The 14,579-nt window shown below is 66.1% G+C and carries 13 protein-coding genes; 6 read left to right on the top strand and 7 right to left on the bottom strand.

Going from position 1 to position 14,579, the window contains the following annotated elements; all coding sequences use genetic code 11:
• Positions 1–304: 304 nt before the first annotated feature.
• The 3 genes from NQ034_RS11385 to chrA form a co-directional block, all read right to left on the bottom strand.
• Positions 305–1,042, bottom strand: coding sequence for a VIT1/CCC1 transporter family protein (locus tag NQ034_RS11385; RefSeq protein WP_373456828.1), 738 nt, complete (start codon positions 1,040–1,042; stop codon positions 305–307).
• Positions 1,039–2,997, bottom strand: a complete 1,959-nt coding sequence (locus tag NQ034_RS11380; protein WP_257048963.1) for a heavy metal translocating P-type ATPase — start codon at positions 2,995–2,997, stop codon at positions 1,039–1,041. The genes NQ034_RS11385 and NQ034_RS11380 overlap by 4 nt, the downstream gene beginning before the upstream one ends.
• Positions 2,998–3,069: 72 nt before the next feature.
• A complete protein-coding gene (chrA, locus tag NQ034_RS11375; protein WP_257048962.1) occupies positions 3,070–4,284 on the bottom strand; it encodes a chromate efflux transporter in 1,215 nt (404 codons plus the stop codon).
• Positions 4,285–4,489: 205 nt separating this feature from the next.
• On the opposite strand from chrA, the gene mobF reads away from it, so the two are divergent.
• Positions 4,490–7,954 carry a MobF family relaxase gene (gene mobF, locus NQ034_RS11370; RefSeq protein WP_257048961.1) on the top strand — a complete coding sequence of 1,155 codons (3,465 nt, stop codon included), beginning with the start codon at positions 4,490–4,492 and terminating at the stop codon, positions 7,952–7,954.
• A gap of 53 nt (positions 7,955–8,007) precedes the next feature.
• Here mobF and NQ034_RS11365 read toward each other — a convergent pair whose 3' ends face one another.
• Entirely contained in the window at positions 8,008–8,391 is a 384-nt protein-coding gene (locus NQ034_RS11365) for an ArsR/SmtB family transcription factor (protein WP_257048960.1), read from the bottom strand.
• Positions 8,392–8,478: 87 nt separating this feature from the next.
• Here NQ034_RS11365 and arsM point away from each other — a divergent pair, with 87 nt between their 5' ends.
• Genes arsM through NQ034_RS11350 form a run of 3 tightly spaced genes read left to right on the top strand, consistent with a single transcriptional unit; the run spans position 8,479 to position 10,842 of the window.
• Positions 8,479–9,303: an arsenite methyltransferase gene (arsM, locus tag NQ034_RS11360; RefSeq protein WP_257048959.1), complete on the top strand. Its 825-nt coding sequence runs from the start codon at positions 8,479–8,481 to the stop codon at positions 9,301–9,303.
• Positions 9,304–9,328: 25 nt separating this feature from the next.
• On the top strand, positions 9,329–10,441 hold the full coding sequence (arsB, locus tag NQ034_RS11355; RefSeq protein ID WP_257048958.1) for an ACR3 family arsenite efflux transporter: 1,113 nt from the start codon (positions 9,329–9,331) through the stop codon (positions 10,439–10,441).
• Positions 10,438–10,842 carry an arsenate reductase ArsC gene (locus NQ034_RS11350; RefSeq protein ID WP_054682427.1) on the top strand — a complete coding sequence of 135 codons (405 nt, stop codon included), beginning with the start codon at positions 10,438–10,440 and terminating at the stop codon, positions 10,840–10,842. The genes arsB and NQ034_RS11350 overlap by 4 nt, the downstream gene beginning before the upstream one ends.
• A gap of 47 nt (positions 10,843–10,889) precedes the next feature.
• On the opposite strand, the gene NQ034_RS11345 is transcribed toward NQ034_RS11350, so the two are convergent.
• The 3 genes from NQ034_RS11345 to NQ034_RS11335 form a co-directional block, all read right to left on the bottom strand.
• Positions 10,890–11,942, bottom strand: a complete 1,053-nt coding sequence (locus NQ034_RS11345; RefSeq protein WP_257048957.1) for a zeta toxin family protein — start codon at positions 11,940–11,942, stop codon at positions 10,890–10,892.
• The gene (locus tag NQ034_RS11340) at positions 11,939–12,226 is read right to left on the bottom strand and encodes a hypothetical protein (protein ID WP_054682425.1); all 288 of its coding nucleotides are present in this window, start codon (positions 12,224–12,226) and stop codon (positions 11,939–11,941) included. The genes NQ034_RS11345 and NQ034_RS11340 overlap by 4 nt, the downstream gene beginning before the upstream one ends.
• A 92-nt stretch (positions 12,227–12,318) precedes the next feature.
• Positions 12,319–12,540, bottom strand: coding sequence for a helix-turn-helix domain-containing protein (locus NQ034_RS11335; protein ID WP_197281108.1), 222 nt, complete (start codon positions 12,538–12,540; stop codon positions 12,319–12,321).
• Between the two features lie 94 nt (positions 12,541–12,634).
• On the opposite strand from NQ034_RS11335, the gene NQ034_RS11330 reads away from it, so the two are divergent.
• Together NQ034_RS11330 and NQ034_RS11325 are read left to right on the top strand one after the other, a co-directional pair.
• Complete coding sequence (locus tag NQ034_RS11330) at positions 12,635–13,288, top strand: helix-turn-helix domain-containing protein (RefSeq protein ID WP_156366452.1); 654 nt, start codon at positions 12,635–12,637, stop codon at positions 13,286–13,288.
• Positions 13,285–14,553: a tyrosine-type recombinase/integrase gene (locus tag NQ034_RS11325; RefSeq protein WP_257048954.1), complete on the top strand. Its 1,269-nt coding sequence runs from the start codon at positions 13,285–13,287 to the stop codon at positions 14,551–14,553. The genes NQ034_RS11330 and NQ034_RS11325 overlap by 4 nt, the downstream gene beginning before the upstream one ends.
• The last annotated feature ends 26 nt before the right edge of the window (positions 14,554–14,579 follow it).

The following is a 14,579-nucleotide window of genomic DNA, read 5'->3' as shown; positions in this document are numbered from 1 at the left end:
TGCCTATCGGAACCCGGTGACAACACCCCCCGGATCATCAATGACTGGGGGCATAAGTCATGCCGGGCCCGACGGGCCAGCAGTCCTGATCCTGTCACGAACCAGGGCTACTAAAAAGGTAACGGGGGGGACTTGAACTGATCCGTTCCCCCTCGCACACGAAATCGTGAATCGGCGTTCTGCCGCATGATTCCGCGGTTTCTGCGAGGCCCACCTGTGGATAACTGCACCGCGATTCACAACCTAGCAGCGTCGGTAGCACATGAGTTAGCACATGAAAGCGGGCCGGATCACGAGAAGCGGCCTATCCGATGGCCACGCCAAAGAGTGCCCCAATGGCGTATGTGGCGATCATGGTCGCTGAGCCCATGACCACGTTCCGGAGAATTGCGCGACCGCGCGGCGCGCCACCGAGCGCAGCGCTGATCCAACCGGTGAGGAAGAGGCCGATCACAACTGCGATGGCTGCGATCCAAACTCGGTGTCCGCCGACGGGGAGCAAGATCATGATGAGTGGGATCAGCGCTCCAACGGCGAACGCAATGAACGATGACACGGCGGCTGCCCACGGGCTTGTGAACTCTTCATGGTCGATTCCGAGTTCGACCTCTGCGTGAGCGGCGAGAGCGTCCGTCTCGGTAAGCTGCACCGCGACCTGATGTGCGAGGTCATCTGAGAGGCCCCGCTGTCGATAGAGCTCGGTGAGTTCTTCAAGCTCCTCCTTGGGCATGGTTTCGAGCTCCCACCGTTCTTTTGCGATGAGCGCTTTCTCTGTGTCGCGTTGGGTGCTCACCGAAACATACTCTCCGCCAGCCATTGAGAACGCCCCGGCAACTACGGCGGCGATACCGGCCGTCGCGATTGCCAGTACGTTGTTTGGTGTAGCGGCAGCGACACCGACGACGACACCCGCGGTAGAGACGATGCCGTCGTTTGCGCCGAGCACCCCTGCACGTAGCCAGTTCAAACGTTGGCCCACGTTCTGCAGGTGGGCTTCGCCGGGATGCGGCGTGGTGCTTGATCCGGATGCCATATTGTTCATTTCCTGTCTTGGGTCGTGCTGAAGTGAAGTTGTTCCGTCGATGCGACTGGTGATGATCGTGTGATTCGCTCAGATCGTGGGCCGACTGCACGGAGTGCGCCGAGGATGGCCACCAGGTCAACGACTTCTTGCAGCCACGCGCCGAGGAGTGCGGGGAGGAACCCGAAGGCGGCGATGAGCATGAGGCCGACGCTGATGATGATGCCGAGCCAGATGCTTTGCAATGCGATGCGCACGGTGTCTTTGCCGATGCTCACCGCGCGCGGCAGGGCCGAGAGTGTGTCGTAGCGGTTCACGATGTCCGCAGACTCCGATGCTGCGGTTGCACCGCGCGCCCCCATCGCAAAGCCAATATCCGCAGCAGCGAGCACTGGGGCATCGTTGAGGCCGTCACCGACCATGATGAGCGGGCGGGGCTGCACGCTACTGACAATGCGAACTTTGTCGCCGGGGCGGCACTCGGCGTGCACCTCGCCGATTCCAAGGTGCTGTGCGATGGGTTCGGCGGTGGCTGCAACGTCTCCGGTAACCATGAGCGTGCGCACGATGCCAAGTTCGCCCAGATCTTGGAGCGCTTGGCTTGCTTCTTCGCGCACTTGGTCGCGCATGACGATGGCTCCGGCGAAGCGGTCATCGACCGAGACGTAGATCGCGAGTTCCCCTGGAGCAAGGTCTGCCAGCACGAGGTCGGGCGCGGAATCGCGCACCCAGGAGGGCTTGCCGATACGAACCGTCACTGCCTCAGATGCGTCAGGAGTGCGGAGCACAGCCGCGACTCCGTTCGTCGCGATCTCCTCGGCATGTTCGGCTTCGATGAGCGACAGACCGTGCTGTTTCGCGGCCTGCACGACGGAGCCCGCGAGCACATGGGAGGAGTACACCTCCGCTGAGGCTGCGAAACGCAGCAGTTCGTCTTTGCCGGTGCGGGCGGCGGGCAGGATGCGTTCGAGCACCGGTTTGCCGGTAGTGATGGTGCCGGTCTTATCGAATGCCGCCGAGCGGGCTCGTGAAAGCTGTTCGAGAGTGCCGCCACCCTTCACGATCAGCCCGAACCTCGCGGCACGGCTCATGCCCCCGAGAAATGCGACCGGCGCGGCGATCAGCAGCGGGCATGGCGTCGCCACCACCAGCACCTCGGCAAACCGGACAGCCTCTCCACTGACCGCCCACGCGATCCCAGCGATCACGAGCGCGAGCACTGTGAACGGCACCGCGTACCGATCTGCGAGCCTCACGACTTTGGCTTTGCTGCCCGCGGCCTGTTCGACGAGCCGAACAATCTGCTGATACTCGCTCTCGGCGGCCGGAGCCGCGGCCCGCATGGTGACTGCGGCTTGTCCATTCACCGCACCGCTCGACACTTTCTCTCCCGCGTCACGCTCAACGGGCAGGCTTTCACCGGTCAATGACGACTCATCGAACACGGCGTGCTCGGAGACGAGGATCGAGTCCACAGGCACGAGTGCACCCGGCCGCACCAACAACAGATCACCCACCTCGACTTCTTCGACCGGTATGTCCTCGGTCGTGACCTCGGCAGTATGCCCGTGCATGTCCGCGCCGAGTGCGCTTGGGGCGAGAATGCGCGTGGCCTGCTGGGGTGCCTTACGCAGCAGCGCGGTCAGTTCCCGCTTCGAACGGTTCTCAGCGTAATCTTCGAGGGCCGCCCCGCCGGTGAGCATCAGCACCACCACGAGCGCCGCCCACGGCTCCCCAACGAGCACTGCAGCGGTGATTGCCGTCACCGCAAGAATGTCGAGCCCGGCGTGCCCTCGGATGAGCTGCCGGATCATCCCGACCGCCTCCCACCCGGCAATCACGAGCGCATACGCACCCACAATCCAGCTGGCCGACTCACTGGCCGGAGTCGCTAAGAGAACCAACCCGATCATAGCCACCAACAGTGTTGCGATCACGAGTGGATATGCCCTGACCAGAGATGAAAAACGGCTCATGCTTCAATCCTCCCAGGCGGGCACGCTTCTCGCATTGCAGGCCAGCCTCGTCTGAGTATCCGCGTAGCGCATTCAGAGCAGCAATGCCCCGGCTCCTGCGGCCCCGAGCACTACCGCCCATGCCGGTGTTTTCCAGGACGTGAGTGCGACGAACGCGAGTGCCGCGACGACGAGTGATGCGGCGTTCGTGACACCCGCGGTGAATACGGGGTCGTACAGCGCGGCGGCAAGCAGCCCGACGACTCCGGAGTTCACGCCCGTCAGCACACGCTGCACTCTCGGCGCACGACGCAACCGCTCACAGAAGGGCAGCACCCCCATCACGAGCAGCGCAGACGGCAGAAAGATCGCGAGCAGCGCAATGGATGCGCCGAGCAGCCCACTCGGGCCGCTCGTGGTGACCGCTCCGAGAAACGCGGCGAAGGTGAACAGCGGCCCTGGCACCGCCTGCGCGGCACCATACCCCGCGAGGAACGCACCCGGCTCCACCAGTCCAGTCTGCACTGTCTCAGCCTGCAAAAGCGGGAGCACGACATGCCCGCCGCCGAACACGAGCGACCCCGCACGATAGAAGGTGTCAATCAGGCCTACCGTGGCGTTGCCGGTGAACGCAGCAAGAATCGGCAACCCTGCGAGCAGCATGACGAACACAGCCAGGCTCAACCATCCGACTGCGGGCCGCAGGCGCACCCGGAAACGCGGTTCATCGTTCTCGGCCGTGCTCGGGGATCGACAGACGAAGAACCCCGCGATCCCGGCCAAGGCCATCGCGCCGAACATCGTCAGCGGGCCGGGTACGAGCAGCACGACAGTGAGCACCCCGACAGCAATCGTCGCTCGTCGCGCATCAGGCGTGAGTGACTTTGCCATCCCGAGCACAGCATGACCCACGACCGCGACCGCCGCAGCCTTCAGGCCCAGCACCCATCCAGCCTGCGATACGTCGCCAAGGGTCGATACGCCGAGCGCGAACCCGAACAGCAATACCGCAGATGGCAGTGTGAACCCGAGCCATGCCGCGACAAGACCGAGTATTCCAGCTCTCTGCAAACCGATCGCCATGCCGACCTGGCTTGATGCCGGGCCGGGAAGAAACTGGCACAATGCGACAAGATCCGCATACGCGCGATCACCCAGCCACCTGCGTCGCTCGACGAACTCTGCTCGAAAATATCCAAGATGAGCGACCGGGCCACCGAACGACGTGCACCCTAACCTCAAGAACACCAGAAGGACCAGCAATGGCGCGCCAAAGTCGGTTCGACGGCCACCTTCTGCGGATAACATTTCTTACTCAGAATGGGGCACCGTCCGGGACTGGCGCTACTCGCCGCGCTGCATTCACGCAGTGTTCACTCGCGGCTCAGAAGCCGTCACCGACTTACGCGAACCTTCCGTGTCGCACAGTGCGATTCTAAGATCGCTCTGCTGACTTCTGAATGAACGTATGTTACCGTGGTAGGTAACACAGTTTCTGTATTAGAAACATCAGGTGGTGGTCCTCATGCATGGCGGCGTGATCCTGTTCCGGAGAACCGGAGCCGACGCGCGCCACTATGTCGAAGCTGACCGTTCCCGCGCTGACGATTACTACCTCGGGGACGACGCCTCTGTCGCGCAGTTCACGACCCTCGACAGTAAGGGCAACGTCACCGCTGCTCTCGGGCTCGACCCGGAGGCCTACGCCGGATGGGTGGACTGGGTGAACCCGGTCACGGGCGAGTCGATGGGAAAGCCGCGACTGCCTGGTCAGGGGCGGCAGGGATCGCCGCGGTTCGCGGAGATGGTCGTCAACGCCCCCAAGTCTTTGTCGATCGCCGCCGCACTCCACCCGGAGGTCTCCGATGCCCTCGACCTGGCGGAACAGGATGCCGTGGCGGAGATTCGGCGATGGATTGCCCAGCACTCCGTTACTCGCGTCGGCCCTCGCGGGAAGCAGGAGGTCGTGCCCGCCCGCGAGGTGCAGACGGTTGCCGTGTCGCACCGCACGAGCCGTGCGGGTGATCCGCATCGGCATATCCATTTCCAGATCGGCACCCGCGTGCAAGCGGCCGGGAAATGGCGCGCCTTGGATACGGCGGCGTTGTTCAAGCAGCAGGGAGCGATCCGTGCCCTCGGCACCGCCGTCATCGCCGCACACCCCGAGCTCGCCGAGGTGCTCGACCGGCACAGCCTCACCCTCGACACCATGACGGGTGAGGTGGTCGAGCTCGAACGGTTCAACCCCGTGATGAGCAAACGCGGCGAGCAGGTGCGCAAGCATCTGGAACGGTTCGAGGCCGAATGGGAGGCGGCGCATCCGGGCGAGACGATGGGGCCGGTCGTCTCCGCCCGCCTCGCGGCGAAAGCGTGGGCGCACGAGCGCCCCGCGAAGAAGACCACCACCCTGCACGAGGAACAGGCGTGGATCGCGGAGTTACGGGAGGCCGGCTACGACCCCGACACGTTGCAACGCCCCGCCCCACGTGCACGGGTATCGCTCGATGACCTCTCCGTGCAAGAGGTGGCGAGTCGTGCACTCGATCGCTGCGCGGCAGGCGGGTCGGCGTGGACGCGGCACAGCGTGCAGGGGCACGCGACTCGCGTCATGACCGACTACGGCGTGCACGCCACCCCTGCCGAGATACGCGAGTTCGTCAGTATCGCAACGGGGTTGGTGTTGGAGGATTGCTTATCGATCCTCCCGCCCGGCGCACCGACGCCCGAGCATGTTGCGCACCTCACGAGCGTGCGGGTGGTGCAGGCCGAGACCGAGCTGCGCGACCTCCTCACCCAGTGCGCACCGAAGCGCGAACCGCGTCACCCCGACCTGGACGAGACCGCGCACGCGCACGGTCTGGACGCCGGGCAGACGATCGCGGCTGCCGCGGTCGCGTCGCGTGATCCGCTTGTGGTCGTGGAGGGTGCGGCCGGTGCGGGCAAGACCACGATGCTCGGCGCTGCAATCGAGGTCGCAGCGCAGCACGGTCGGGCGGCTCGAGTCGTGGCGCCGACGTTGCGTGCCGCGCAGGTCGCGCACGACGAACTCGGCGTGCCCGCGACGAGTGTTGCAGCGCTCGTGCACGCCCACGGCTGGCGCTGGAACGACGACGGTGTTTGGACGCGCCTCACCCCCGGCGACACCGACCCCGAGACGGGCCGCACCTACAACGGCCCGAACATGGAGGCGCGGCTTGCGCGGGGTGAGCGGGTGATCGTGGACGAGGCCGGGATGCTCGACCAAGACACCGCCCTCGCCCTCCTCACCATCACCACCGAAGCGAAAGCGACGGTCGCGCTCGTTGGGGATCGTGCGCAGCTTCCCGCGGTCGGTCGTGGCGGGGTGCTCGACATGGCCGCGCAGATTCGGGGTCGCACGTTCGACATGGCCGAGGTGCACCGCTTCACCGACCCCGCCTACGCCGACCTCACCTTGCGCATGCGCGACGGCACCGACCCCGGCGATGTGTTCGACCGACTCAACGCCGAGGGGCTTGTACGGCTCCACGCCAGCGGCGAGGACGCGCACGCCCATGTCGCCCGGCAGCCGGAGGATGGTGAGGCGGTGACAGTGAGCACGAATGACGAGGCCCGCACCGTCAACGCCGCCATCCGCGAGGTGCGTGTCGCTCAGGGTGTCGTCGACGATACCCGCACCGTCTACGGCAGCGATGATCTCGCTATCGGGGCGGGTGATCTGATCCAGACGCGACAGAACGACTCCGGTATCGGGGTGGCGAACCGGCAGCAATGGATCGTGCAACACGTCGAGGACGACGGTGCGCTCCGCGTCCGCGAACACGGGAACGGGCGCAAACAGCAGCACACCGTCCGCCTACCCGCCGCATACGTGGCCGAGCACGCCCACCTCTCCTACGCGGCAACCTCCTACGGGGTCCAGGGCGCAACCGTGACGGGAGCGCACACGCTCCTCACCGACGCCACGAGCGCCGCGAGCGTCTACGTCGGCATGACCCGAGGCCGCGACCACAACCTGTTGCACGTGGTGGCGGAGAGCGAGGCGGATGCGCGGGCGCAGTTCATCGAGGCGATGGCACGCGACCGCGCCGACCGCGGCCTCACCACCGCCACACGGCGCGCCACGGAAGCCGTAGCTGGGCTGACCGACGACGGGCCGGTGAAGTTCGTCAACGAGAAGATCGCCGCGCTGATGCACCGCGCCCAGACCGCCGAGGTGCAGGCGGCACGGTGGCAGCAGGTCGGCACCGCCCTCGCCGACCTCCGCGAACGCGAGACGGCTAGCCGGGAAAGGGCACGCGCGGCCGAGGAGGCGGCAAGGCAGCGGGCCGTTGAGGTGCGTGCCGAGGTCGCCGCCCCGGTCGTATCAGCGGCAGAGGCGGCGCTGAGCGACTGGCAGGATGCCGACGCCGCCGAGCAGAGAGCAGCCGATCAAGTACAGGCGGTGTCGTGGTTCGGGAAGCGTCGTGCCCGCACCGACCACGAAACCGCGCAGGCTCGCGCCCAGCAGGCACGCCAGCATCTCACGGACGAGTGGGGCGGCCCGCCGAAGTGGATCGAGAACAGCGAGGCGTGGATGCAGCGCGTCACCGGGCCGTTGGTCGACGGCGACTCCCGCGTGACCGAGGCTGAGCGCGAGCACCGGGAAGCGCGCGACGCCCTGGTCGGTCGGCCCGAGCAGGCGCAGATGGCTCGGTTGGCAGCGTACGCGCGCGCGTTCGGCACTGAGAGAGTGCACCGCAATCGAGAGAACTACCTCAACGCCAATCCCGCGCAGCAGGCGGCGCGGGCGGCACAGGCGGCGAAACAGGCAAGGGAGGACGCCGAGCTGCTCGCCACCCTCACTCCTGCAGAGGCGACGGCGAGGATCGAGCAGAGCCAGTCTGAGCAGGCCGCGCGCGAGGCGCGGCGTGTCGAGCGGGAGCGCGCGCTTCTGCACGATGTCGAACAGGAGCACCGCACCACGCCCCGCCGCGAGGGACCGGGCCTGAGCTTCTAATCTGTCGTGAACGCGGCTACCGACGGTGGTCCTCGACTAGAGTTCCTTGTCTCTCAGCAGGAGGAAGCCGGGATTCCGGTTCCGAGTGTCCGCGGGTCTAGAGCTGCCGCGAGCATGGTCAGGATCTCGGGCACGATCGCGTAGTAGGCCCACTTGCCACGCTGCTCGCGGGTGACGAGACCGGCGTCGACGAGCTGCTTCATGTGATGGGAGACGGTGGGCTGGGAGAGGCCGACCGGCTCGGTCAGATCGCACACGCACGCCTCCCCGTCGGACTGCGCGGCGATCATCGACAACAACCGGACCCTGGTCGGATCACCCAGCGCCTTGAACATCCGCGCCAACCGCTGCGCGTCCTCGACCGCGAGCACACCGCCCGTCACCGGGGCGCAGCATCCTCCGGCATCAGTCGCGATCAGCGGTAATGAGGTCGTCATGATCCTGATCCTACGGCACGCATTGACAACTGTCGATACATCGAAGAGTATCAATGCGTAGAGATGCACGATCCCGAGGAGTAGATGATGAGCGAGAACACCGAGCTGCGCGAACAGATCCGCGCCCGCTATGCCCAGGCCGCGACCGCGGTCACCGGCGGCACCCGCAACGCCGACCTCCTGATCGAGGAGACGCCTGTCACCTCGTGCTGTTCGAGCGTGCCTGCTGCCGAGGGCACGGGCTCGGATTCGGGTTCGTGCTGCGCCCCGACCGAGCGGAGCTTCGGCGCGGGCCTCTACGACGAGGCCACCGCGGCCGGTCTGCCCCTCGAAGCTGTTGAGGCGAGCCTGGGCTGCGGCAACCCCACCGCGGTCGCCGAGCTCCACGAGGGTGAACGCGTCCTCGATCTCGGCTCCGGCGGCGGCATCGATGTGCTGCTGTCTGCCCGTCGTGTTGGGCCGACCGGGTTCGCCTACGGGGTGGACATGACTGACGAGATGCTCGCCCTGGCCGAGAAGAACAAGACCGAGGCCGGTGCGGAGAACGTCGAGTTCCTCAAGGGCACCATCGAGGAGGTGCCGCTTTCGGACGGGGCGGTGGATGTGGTGATCTCCAACTGCGTCATCAACCTCTCCACCGACAAGCCCGCCGTGCTCGCCGAGATGTTCCGCGTCCTCACCCCCGGCGGGCGGATCGGGGTCTCCGATGTCGTCGCCGAAGACCGCCTCACCCCCGGGCAGCGGGCCGAACGCGGCTCCTACGTCGGCTGCATCGCCGGAGCCCTCTCCCAGACCGAGTACCTCGACGGACTCGACAAGGCGGGGTTCACGGATGCGAGCGTGAAGTTCACCCACGAGGCCGCGGACGGGATGCACGCCGCGATCATCCGAGCCACCAAACCCACCAACTGAACTGACGAGGAGATAGAGCGTCCCGATGCCCGCACCCCAGAACACCACGAACACTCCAGCGCCTGCGGCTGCGGCGACGCGGCGGTTGTCGACGCTGGATAAGTGGCTGCCCGTCTGGATCGGGCTGGCCATGATCGCCGGCCTCCTCCTCGGACGCTTCATCCCCGCCCTGGCCGACGTGCTCGCCCGGATGGAGGTCGCGGGCATCTCGGTGCCGATCGGCCTGGGCCTGCTGGTGATGATGTACCCGGTGCTGGCAAAAGTCCGCTACGACAAGATCGCCGCCGTCACCGGCGACAAGAAGCTCTTGGCGTCGTCGCTGGTGCTGAACTGGCTGCTCGGCCCCGCGGTGATGTTCGCCCTCGCCTGGGTATTCCTGCCCGACCTGCCCGAGTACCGCACCGGCCTCATCATCGTCGGCCTCGCACGCTGCATCGCGATGGTCGTGATCTGGAACGACCTCGCCTGCGGCGACCGGGAAGCAACAGCGGTGCTGGTGGCGATCAACTCGATCTTCCAGGTCGTGATGTTTTCCGTGCTCGGCTGGTTCTACCTCACGATACTCCCCGGCTGGCTCGGCCTCGACACGCAGGGCTTGGACGTCTCGGTGGGGCAGATCGCCCTCAACGTGCTCGTCTTCCTTGGTGTGCCGCTGGTCGCGGGGTTCGCGACCCGGTGGATCGGCGAGAAGCACCGCAACCGCGAATGGTACGAAGAGAAGTTCATCCCGCGCATCGGGCCGTGGGCACTCTATGGACTGCTGCTCACGATCGTGCTGCTCTTCGCCCTCCAGGGCGAGGCGATCACGCAGAATCCCCTCGATGTGGCCCGGATCGCGCTGCCGCTGCTGGTGTACTTCGCGCTCATGTGGTTCGCGGGCCTCTTGCTCGGCAAGGGCATCGGCCTCGGCTACGCCCGCTCCACGACGCTGGCGTTCACCGCGGCGGGCAACAACTTCGAGCTCGCCATCGCCGTCGCCATCGGCACGTTCGGCGCCACCAGTGGACAGGCTCTCGCTGGGGTGGTCGGGCCGCTGATCGAGGTGCCCGTTCTTGTCGGTCTCGTCTACGTCTCCCTGTGGGCTGCACGCCGTTGGTTCCACACCGACCCCTACCAGACAGAAACGAGCCCCCGATGACCGCCGAAGCCATACCGTCCGTGTTGTTCGTCTGCGTCCATAACGCCGGACGCTCCCAGATGGCCGCCGCCTTCCTCACCCACATCGCCGCGGGACGCATCGAGGTTCGCTCCGCCGGGTCCGAACCCGCCGATCACCTCAATCCGGCTGTCGTGGAGGCGATGCGTGAGGTCGGCATCGACATCACGGCCGAGCGTCCGAAGCTGCTCACCATCGACGCCGTGGAGACCGCCGATGTGGTCATCACGATGGGCTGCGGCGACACGTGCCCGATCTTCCCCGGCAAACGCTACGAGGACTGGCAGCTCGACGATCCCGCCGGCCAAGGCCTCGACGCCGTGCGTGCTATACGCGACGACATCGCATCCCGCATCCGCGACCTCGTTTCTGAGCTCACCTGACACCAGATCGCGCCTATACAGAGGGCTCGTCTCTCGGATGGGTTGTCCTACCGTCCGAGGGTCGGCGGTTCGCGGCGGCTGGTCGGGCCAGGGTGTTCCGGCCAGTCTGGCAGTTCAGGCGGCGCTGCGAGCCGTCTTTGGGGCGGCAGTAGCCCGGTCGGTAGCACCCGTTCCAGAGGCTTCCGCCGTGCCCGCTGTTCCCGTTCCAGTTGACCGAGCGGCGCGCCGGGCGTCTGACTCAGGGTGCGAATCATGGTCTGCGCGTCACGTTGGAGACCGATGTAGGCCGGAGCGGTCTCCCGTCCGAGGTAGCCGGGGCGTGCCTGGGCTTTGGCAAAGACGGCGGCGTAGCCCTGCAACCAGTCAAACGCCTCGCGCACCCTAAATGGGCGGTGCTGTTCCCGGCGAAGCACGGCTGCCGCCTCAGCGGGCCGTTCCCAGTCCCCGGCGTCGGTGCGCGTGTTGTCGAACAGGAGCTGTTCGCGGGAGAACACCTGCATCCGTTGGACGTGCGGGAGCGCTTCGAGCGCGGCCACAACGCCCGCCGACTCCAACAGCGCGCTTTCGTGAGCTTGGGGCGGTGTCCAGCGACCCACGGCCGGGTATCCGGCGTCGAGGGAACGCATCTCCGCCGACAGTCGGGAGACCGCCGCCGGGGTCGCCACCGCGACGACCTCGACCCGGTACCCGGCTTCGGCGAACCGGGTCGCGGTGGCGGTGACCATGCCCACGTCGCGGAACGTGCCCTCCAACAGCACCGAGTACCGATGTGCGAGCGCGTAGTCCAGGGCCAGGCTGACGAGGCCGCCCGAGACGGGGGCGGTCGCGGCGGGCATCTCCAATGGTGCGTGATCGGCCAGGCGCGCATAGTCGGGGTGGTACTCGCGCAGATCATCTCCGGTGATCTCGACCAGATCATCGGCGGCGTGCTCGCGGAGGATCACTCGCTGTGCCCGTGTCTTTCCCGGCGCCGGTTGCCCGCCGAGGAGCACCAGAACGGGAGCTGCTTGGTCGGGAGCGTGCCCGGTAAAGAGTTCGTCGCGAACGTCAGCGTCGAAGGCCTGGGCGAGCCAGGCGTGGGAGCCGACCGGTTCGGTCACTCGGTGCCAGTGAGGGCGAGCTTTTCCAGCCGCCACACTTCGTCTTGTGCGATGAGCCCGGCCCGGTCGTCCGCGTCCAGTGCCCGGACCTGCTTCTTGACCAGGCGGCGTCGCGCCGCCCAGTGATCGCGCTCAGTATCATCGGCGGCGTCGTTCTTGCGGGTGAGGAGGATCGAGGAGAGCACCGAAGCGGTGTGCCGAGCGATGTCGTAGACCATCGCGTCGGAGACATGCTCGAAGTCCGCCCGCGCCTGCGGCGGCTGGGTCAGGATCGTGTCACTCATGCGCTCCTCCGTTCCTCATCTACTAGGAGTTTACCGCGGTCGACTGACCGTGCCCAGGGCGGTGGTGCCGATTCGGCACGCCCGGCAACGTCTCATCCGTCCTCGGGGCGGACATCGGCGAACAGGGCGAGGAACTTCTCGCGCGGGATCACGACCCGGCGGCCGAGCCTGACCGAGGGGATCGTGCCCTCGTTGATGCTCGTTGTGATCGTGCGGGGATCGACCCCGAGGGCTTCGGCGGCTTCTTTCCGGGTGATGACCAGGCTGCGCCGCCTGCGCAAGTCTTCCATGTCGAGAGTGCTCTGCCGCATCATCACACCATCCGTTCCAGTTACGCGCGCGCGGGGTGCATACCAAGATAGAACGACCGGGCTTGCGCTGTCAAGCATCGCGTTGTAGATTTCTTACATGGAAACAGAACGAGTACGGGGCAACCCCGCAGGCATCACGAACACGCACGTCGCCAACAACATCCGCACCGCCCGGCAGGCGATCGGCATGGACTTGCGCACCCTCTCCGACGGCATGGCACAGGCCGGGCGGAAACTCTCCCCGTCGGGGATCAGCAAGCTAGAGGCCGGAGACCGCCGCGTCGACGTGGACGACCTCATCGTCATCGCCTACCTGCTGCGCACCAGCCCCGCCGCGCTCCTGACCCCGCCAGGGCAGGCGACGACGCTCACCGGCGTACCCGACGACTACGAGCCGGAGGAGATCGACCGGTGGATGCGCGGGGAACTCGTGCTCACCGACGAGGGCCTGTTCAACTACTGGCAGCAGGAATGGGTCATCTGCACCGACCGCATCCACTACCTCGAAACCACGCTCGCGGGCATGACTGCACCGAGTCAGGACGATCCTGAGAAGCCGCAGGCGCATCCCAAGACGATTGCCGCCTACCAGGAGCGCTTGGAGACAGCGCGGGCGCGAGCGCGGGCGATCCGGGAACGCGGCGTGCAACTCGATCCCGAGGGGCGCGTGTTCAACGCCGCCGACTACATCGACAACTACGCCCAGACCCACCAGCCCGGACAGACGACAGCAAGGAGCACCCTGTCATGACCATTAAGACCCCATCCGGTGCCGATGAGCGCGGCGGGGGTGAGAAAAAGCAGCGGCGTTCCAGGTCGCGGCATCGGGGATCGCTGGGCGACTACCAGACCCGCAAGGGCAAGCGGTGGAAGTTCCAGATCTATGTGCTCATCGACCCCGAGAAGCCCGAGCTGGGCGAGAAGCGAGTCACCCGTGGCGGGTTCACCGACCTCGAAGAAGCCCAGGCCGCCCTCACCGAGGCATTGAAGAAGAAAGCGAAGAACGAGAAGTTCCTCGGCAAGGTGCCCACCCTCGCCGTCTACGCCGATCACTGGGCCGACAGCCTCCGGTTGGCGGACTCCACGATCAAGGGGTACCGGAAGATCATCCGCAACCACATCACCCCCGATCTCGGCAAGATCAAGCTCGACAAGCTCACCGCAACCCGCATCGGCTCCCACTACCGAGAGCTGGAGAAGCACGGCCGCAAGGACGAGCATGGCAAGGGCAAGCCCCTCTCAGCCAACAGCGTCCACAAGGTGCATGTCGTGCTCGGAGCGATCCTCGATGCCGCGATCGACGACGGGCTGATCTCGGTGAACCCGTCGAAGAAGCGCCGCACCGTCAACGCGCCGAAATCGAGCGAGGTGCGGGCGCAGAAGCCCGAGATCGTCACCTGGACAGGCGAGCAGTTGCACACGTTCCTCACCTGGAACCGCGACGACCGGCAAGACGAGATGTTCCCGCTGTGGCGGCTCATCGCCTACACCGGTATGCGACGCAGCGAAGCCCTCGCGCTGAAGTGGAACGACATCAACACCAGAACAGGTCGTGTCAGCATCCGTCGCGCGGTCAACACCGAGGACTGGACGGAGACGAAGACCACGAAGACGGGCAACGCCCGCGTGATCGACGTGGACGCCGCGACCCTTAAGGTGCTCGCCTCGTACAAGGTCGCACGCGCCGAGGTGTCGTTCGAGCTGGCGAAAGCCGACGCCTATGTCTTCGGTGACGATGACGGGAAGCTGCGCTCACCCGACGCGATGACGAGCCGCTGGGATCGCCGCATGAAGTGGCTGAGCAAGCAGCACCCGAGCCTCCCGCGGGTCACGATCAAGGGGCTTCGCCATACGCACGCCACGCTCCTGCTGGAGCTGGGCGAGCATCCCAAGGTGGTGCAGGAGCGCCTCGGGCACTCCACCATCACCACCACGATGAACATCTACAGCCATGTCACCCCGACGATGCAGAAAGCCGCAGCCGACCGCTTCGCACAGCACCTCGGGAACGCTTAGCACATATTTCAGCACATGGCATGAAA

It is taken from the genome of Brevibacterium moorei, from assembly GCF_024580735.1.
Lineage (GTDB): Bacteria > Actinomycetota > Actinomycetes > Actinomycetales > Brevibacteriaceae > Brevibacterium > Brevibacterium moorei.
Note: the sequence above shows the minus strand (reverse complement) of the source record. Positions and strands in the feature narration are given on the sequence as shown.

Coding starts and splice junctions, on each gene's coding strand:
- NQ034_RS11385 (WP_373456828.1), bottom strand. CDS start 1,042: ATGAACAATATGGCATCCGGATCAAGCACCACGCCGCATCCCGGCGAA.
- NQ034_RS11380 (WP_257048963.1), bottom strand. CDS start 2,997: ATGAGCCGTTTTTCATCTCTGGTCAGGGCATATCCACTCGTGATCGCA.
- chrA (WP_257048962.1), bottom strand. CDS start 4,284: ATGTTATCCGCAGAAGGTGGCCGTCGAACCGACTTTGGCGCGCCATTG.
- NQ034_RS11365 (WP_257048960.1), bottom strand. CDS start 8,391: ATGACGACCTCATTACCGCTGATCGCGACTGATGCCGGAGGATGCTGC.
- arsM (WP_257048959.1), top strand. CDS start 8,479: ATGAGCGAGAACACCGAGCTGCGCGAACAGATCCGCGCCCGCTATGCC.
- arsB (WP_257048958.1), top strand. CDS start 9,329: ATGCCCGCACCCCAGAACACCACGAACACTCCAGCGCCTGCGGCTGCG.
- NQ034_RS11350 (WP_054682427.1), top strand. CDS start 10,438: ATGACCGCCGAAGCCATACCGTCCGTGTTGTTCGTCTGCGTCCATAAC.
- NQ034_RS11340 (WP_054682425.1), bottom strand. CDS start 12,226: ATGAGTGACACGATCCTGACCCAGCCGCCGCAGGCGCGGGCGGACTTC.
- NQ034_RS11335 (WP_197281108.1), bottom strand. CDS start 12,540: ATGATGCGGCAGAGCACTCTCGACATGGAAGACTTGCGCAGGCGGCGC.
- NQ034_RS11330 (WP_156366452.1), top strand. CDS start 12,635: ATGGAAACAGAACGAGTACGGGGCAACCCCGCAGGCATCACGAACACG.
- NQ034_RS11325 (WP_257048954.1), top strand. CDS start 13,285: ATGACCATTAAGACCCCATCCGGTGCCGATGAGCGCGGCGGGGGTGAG.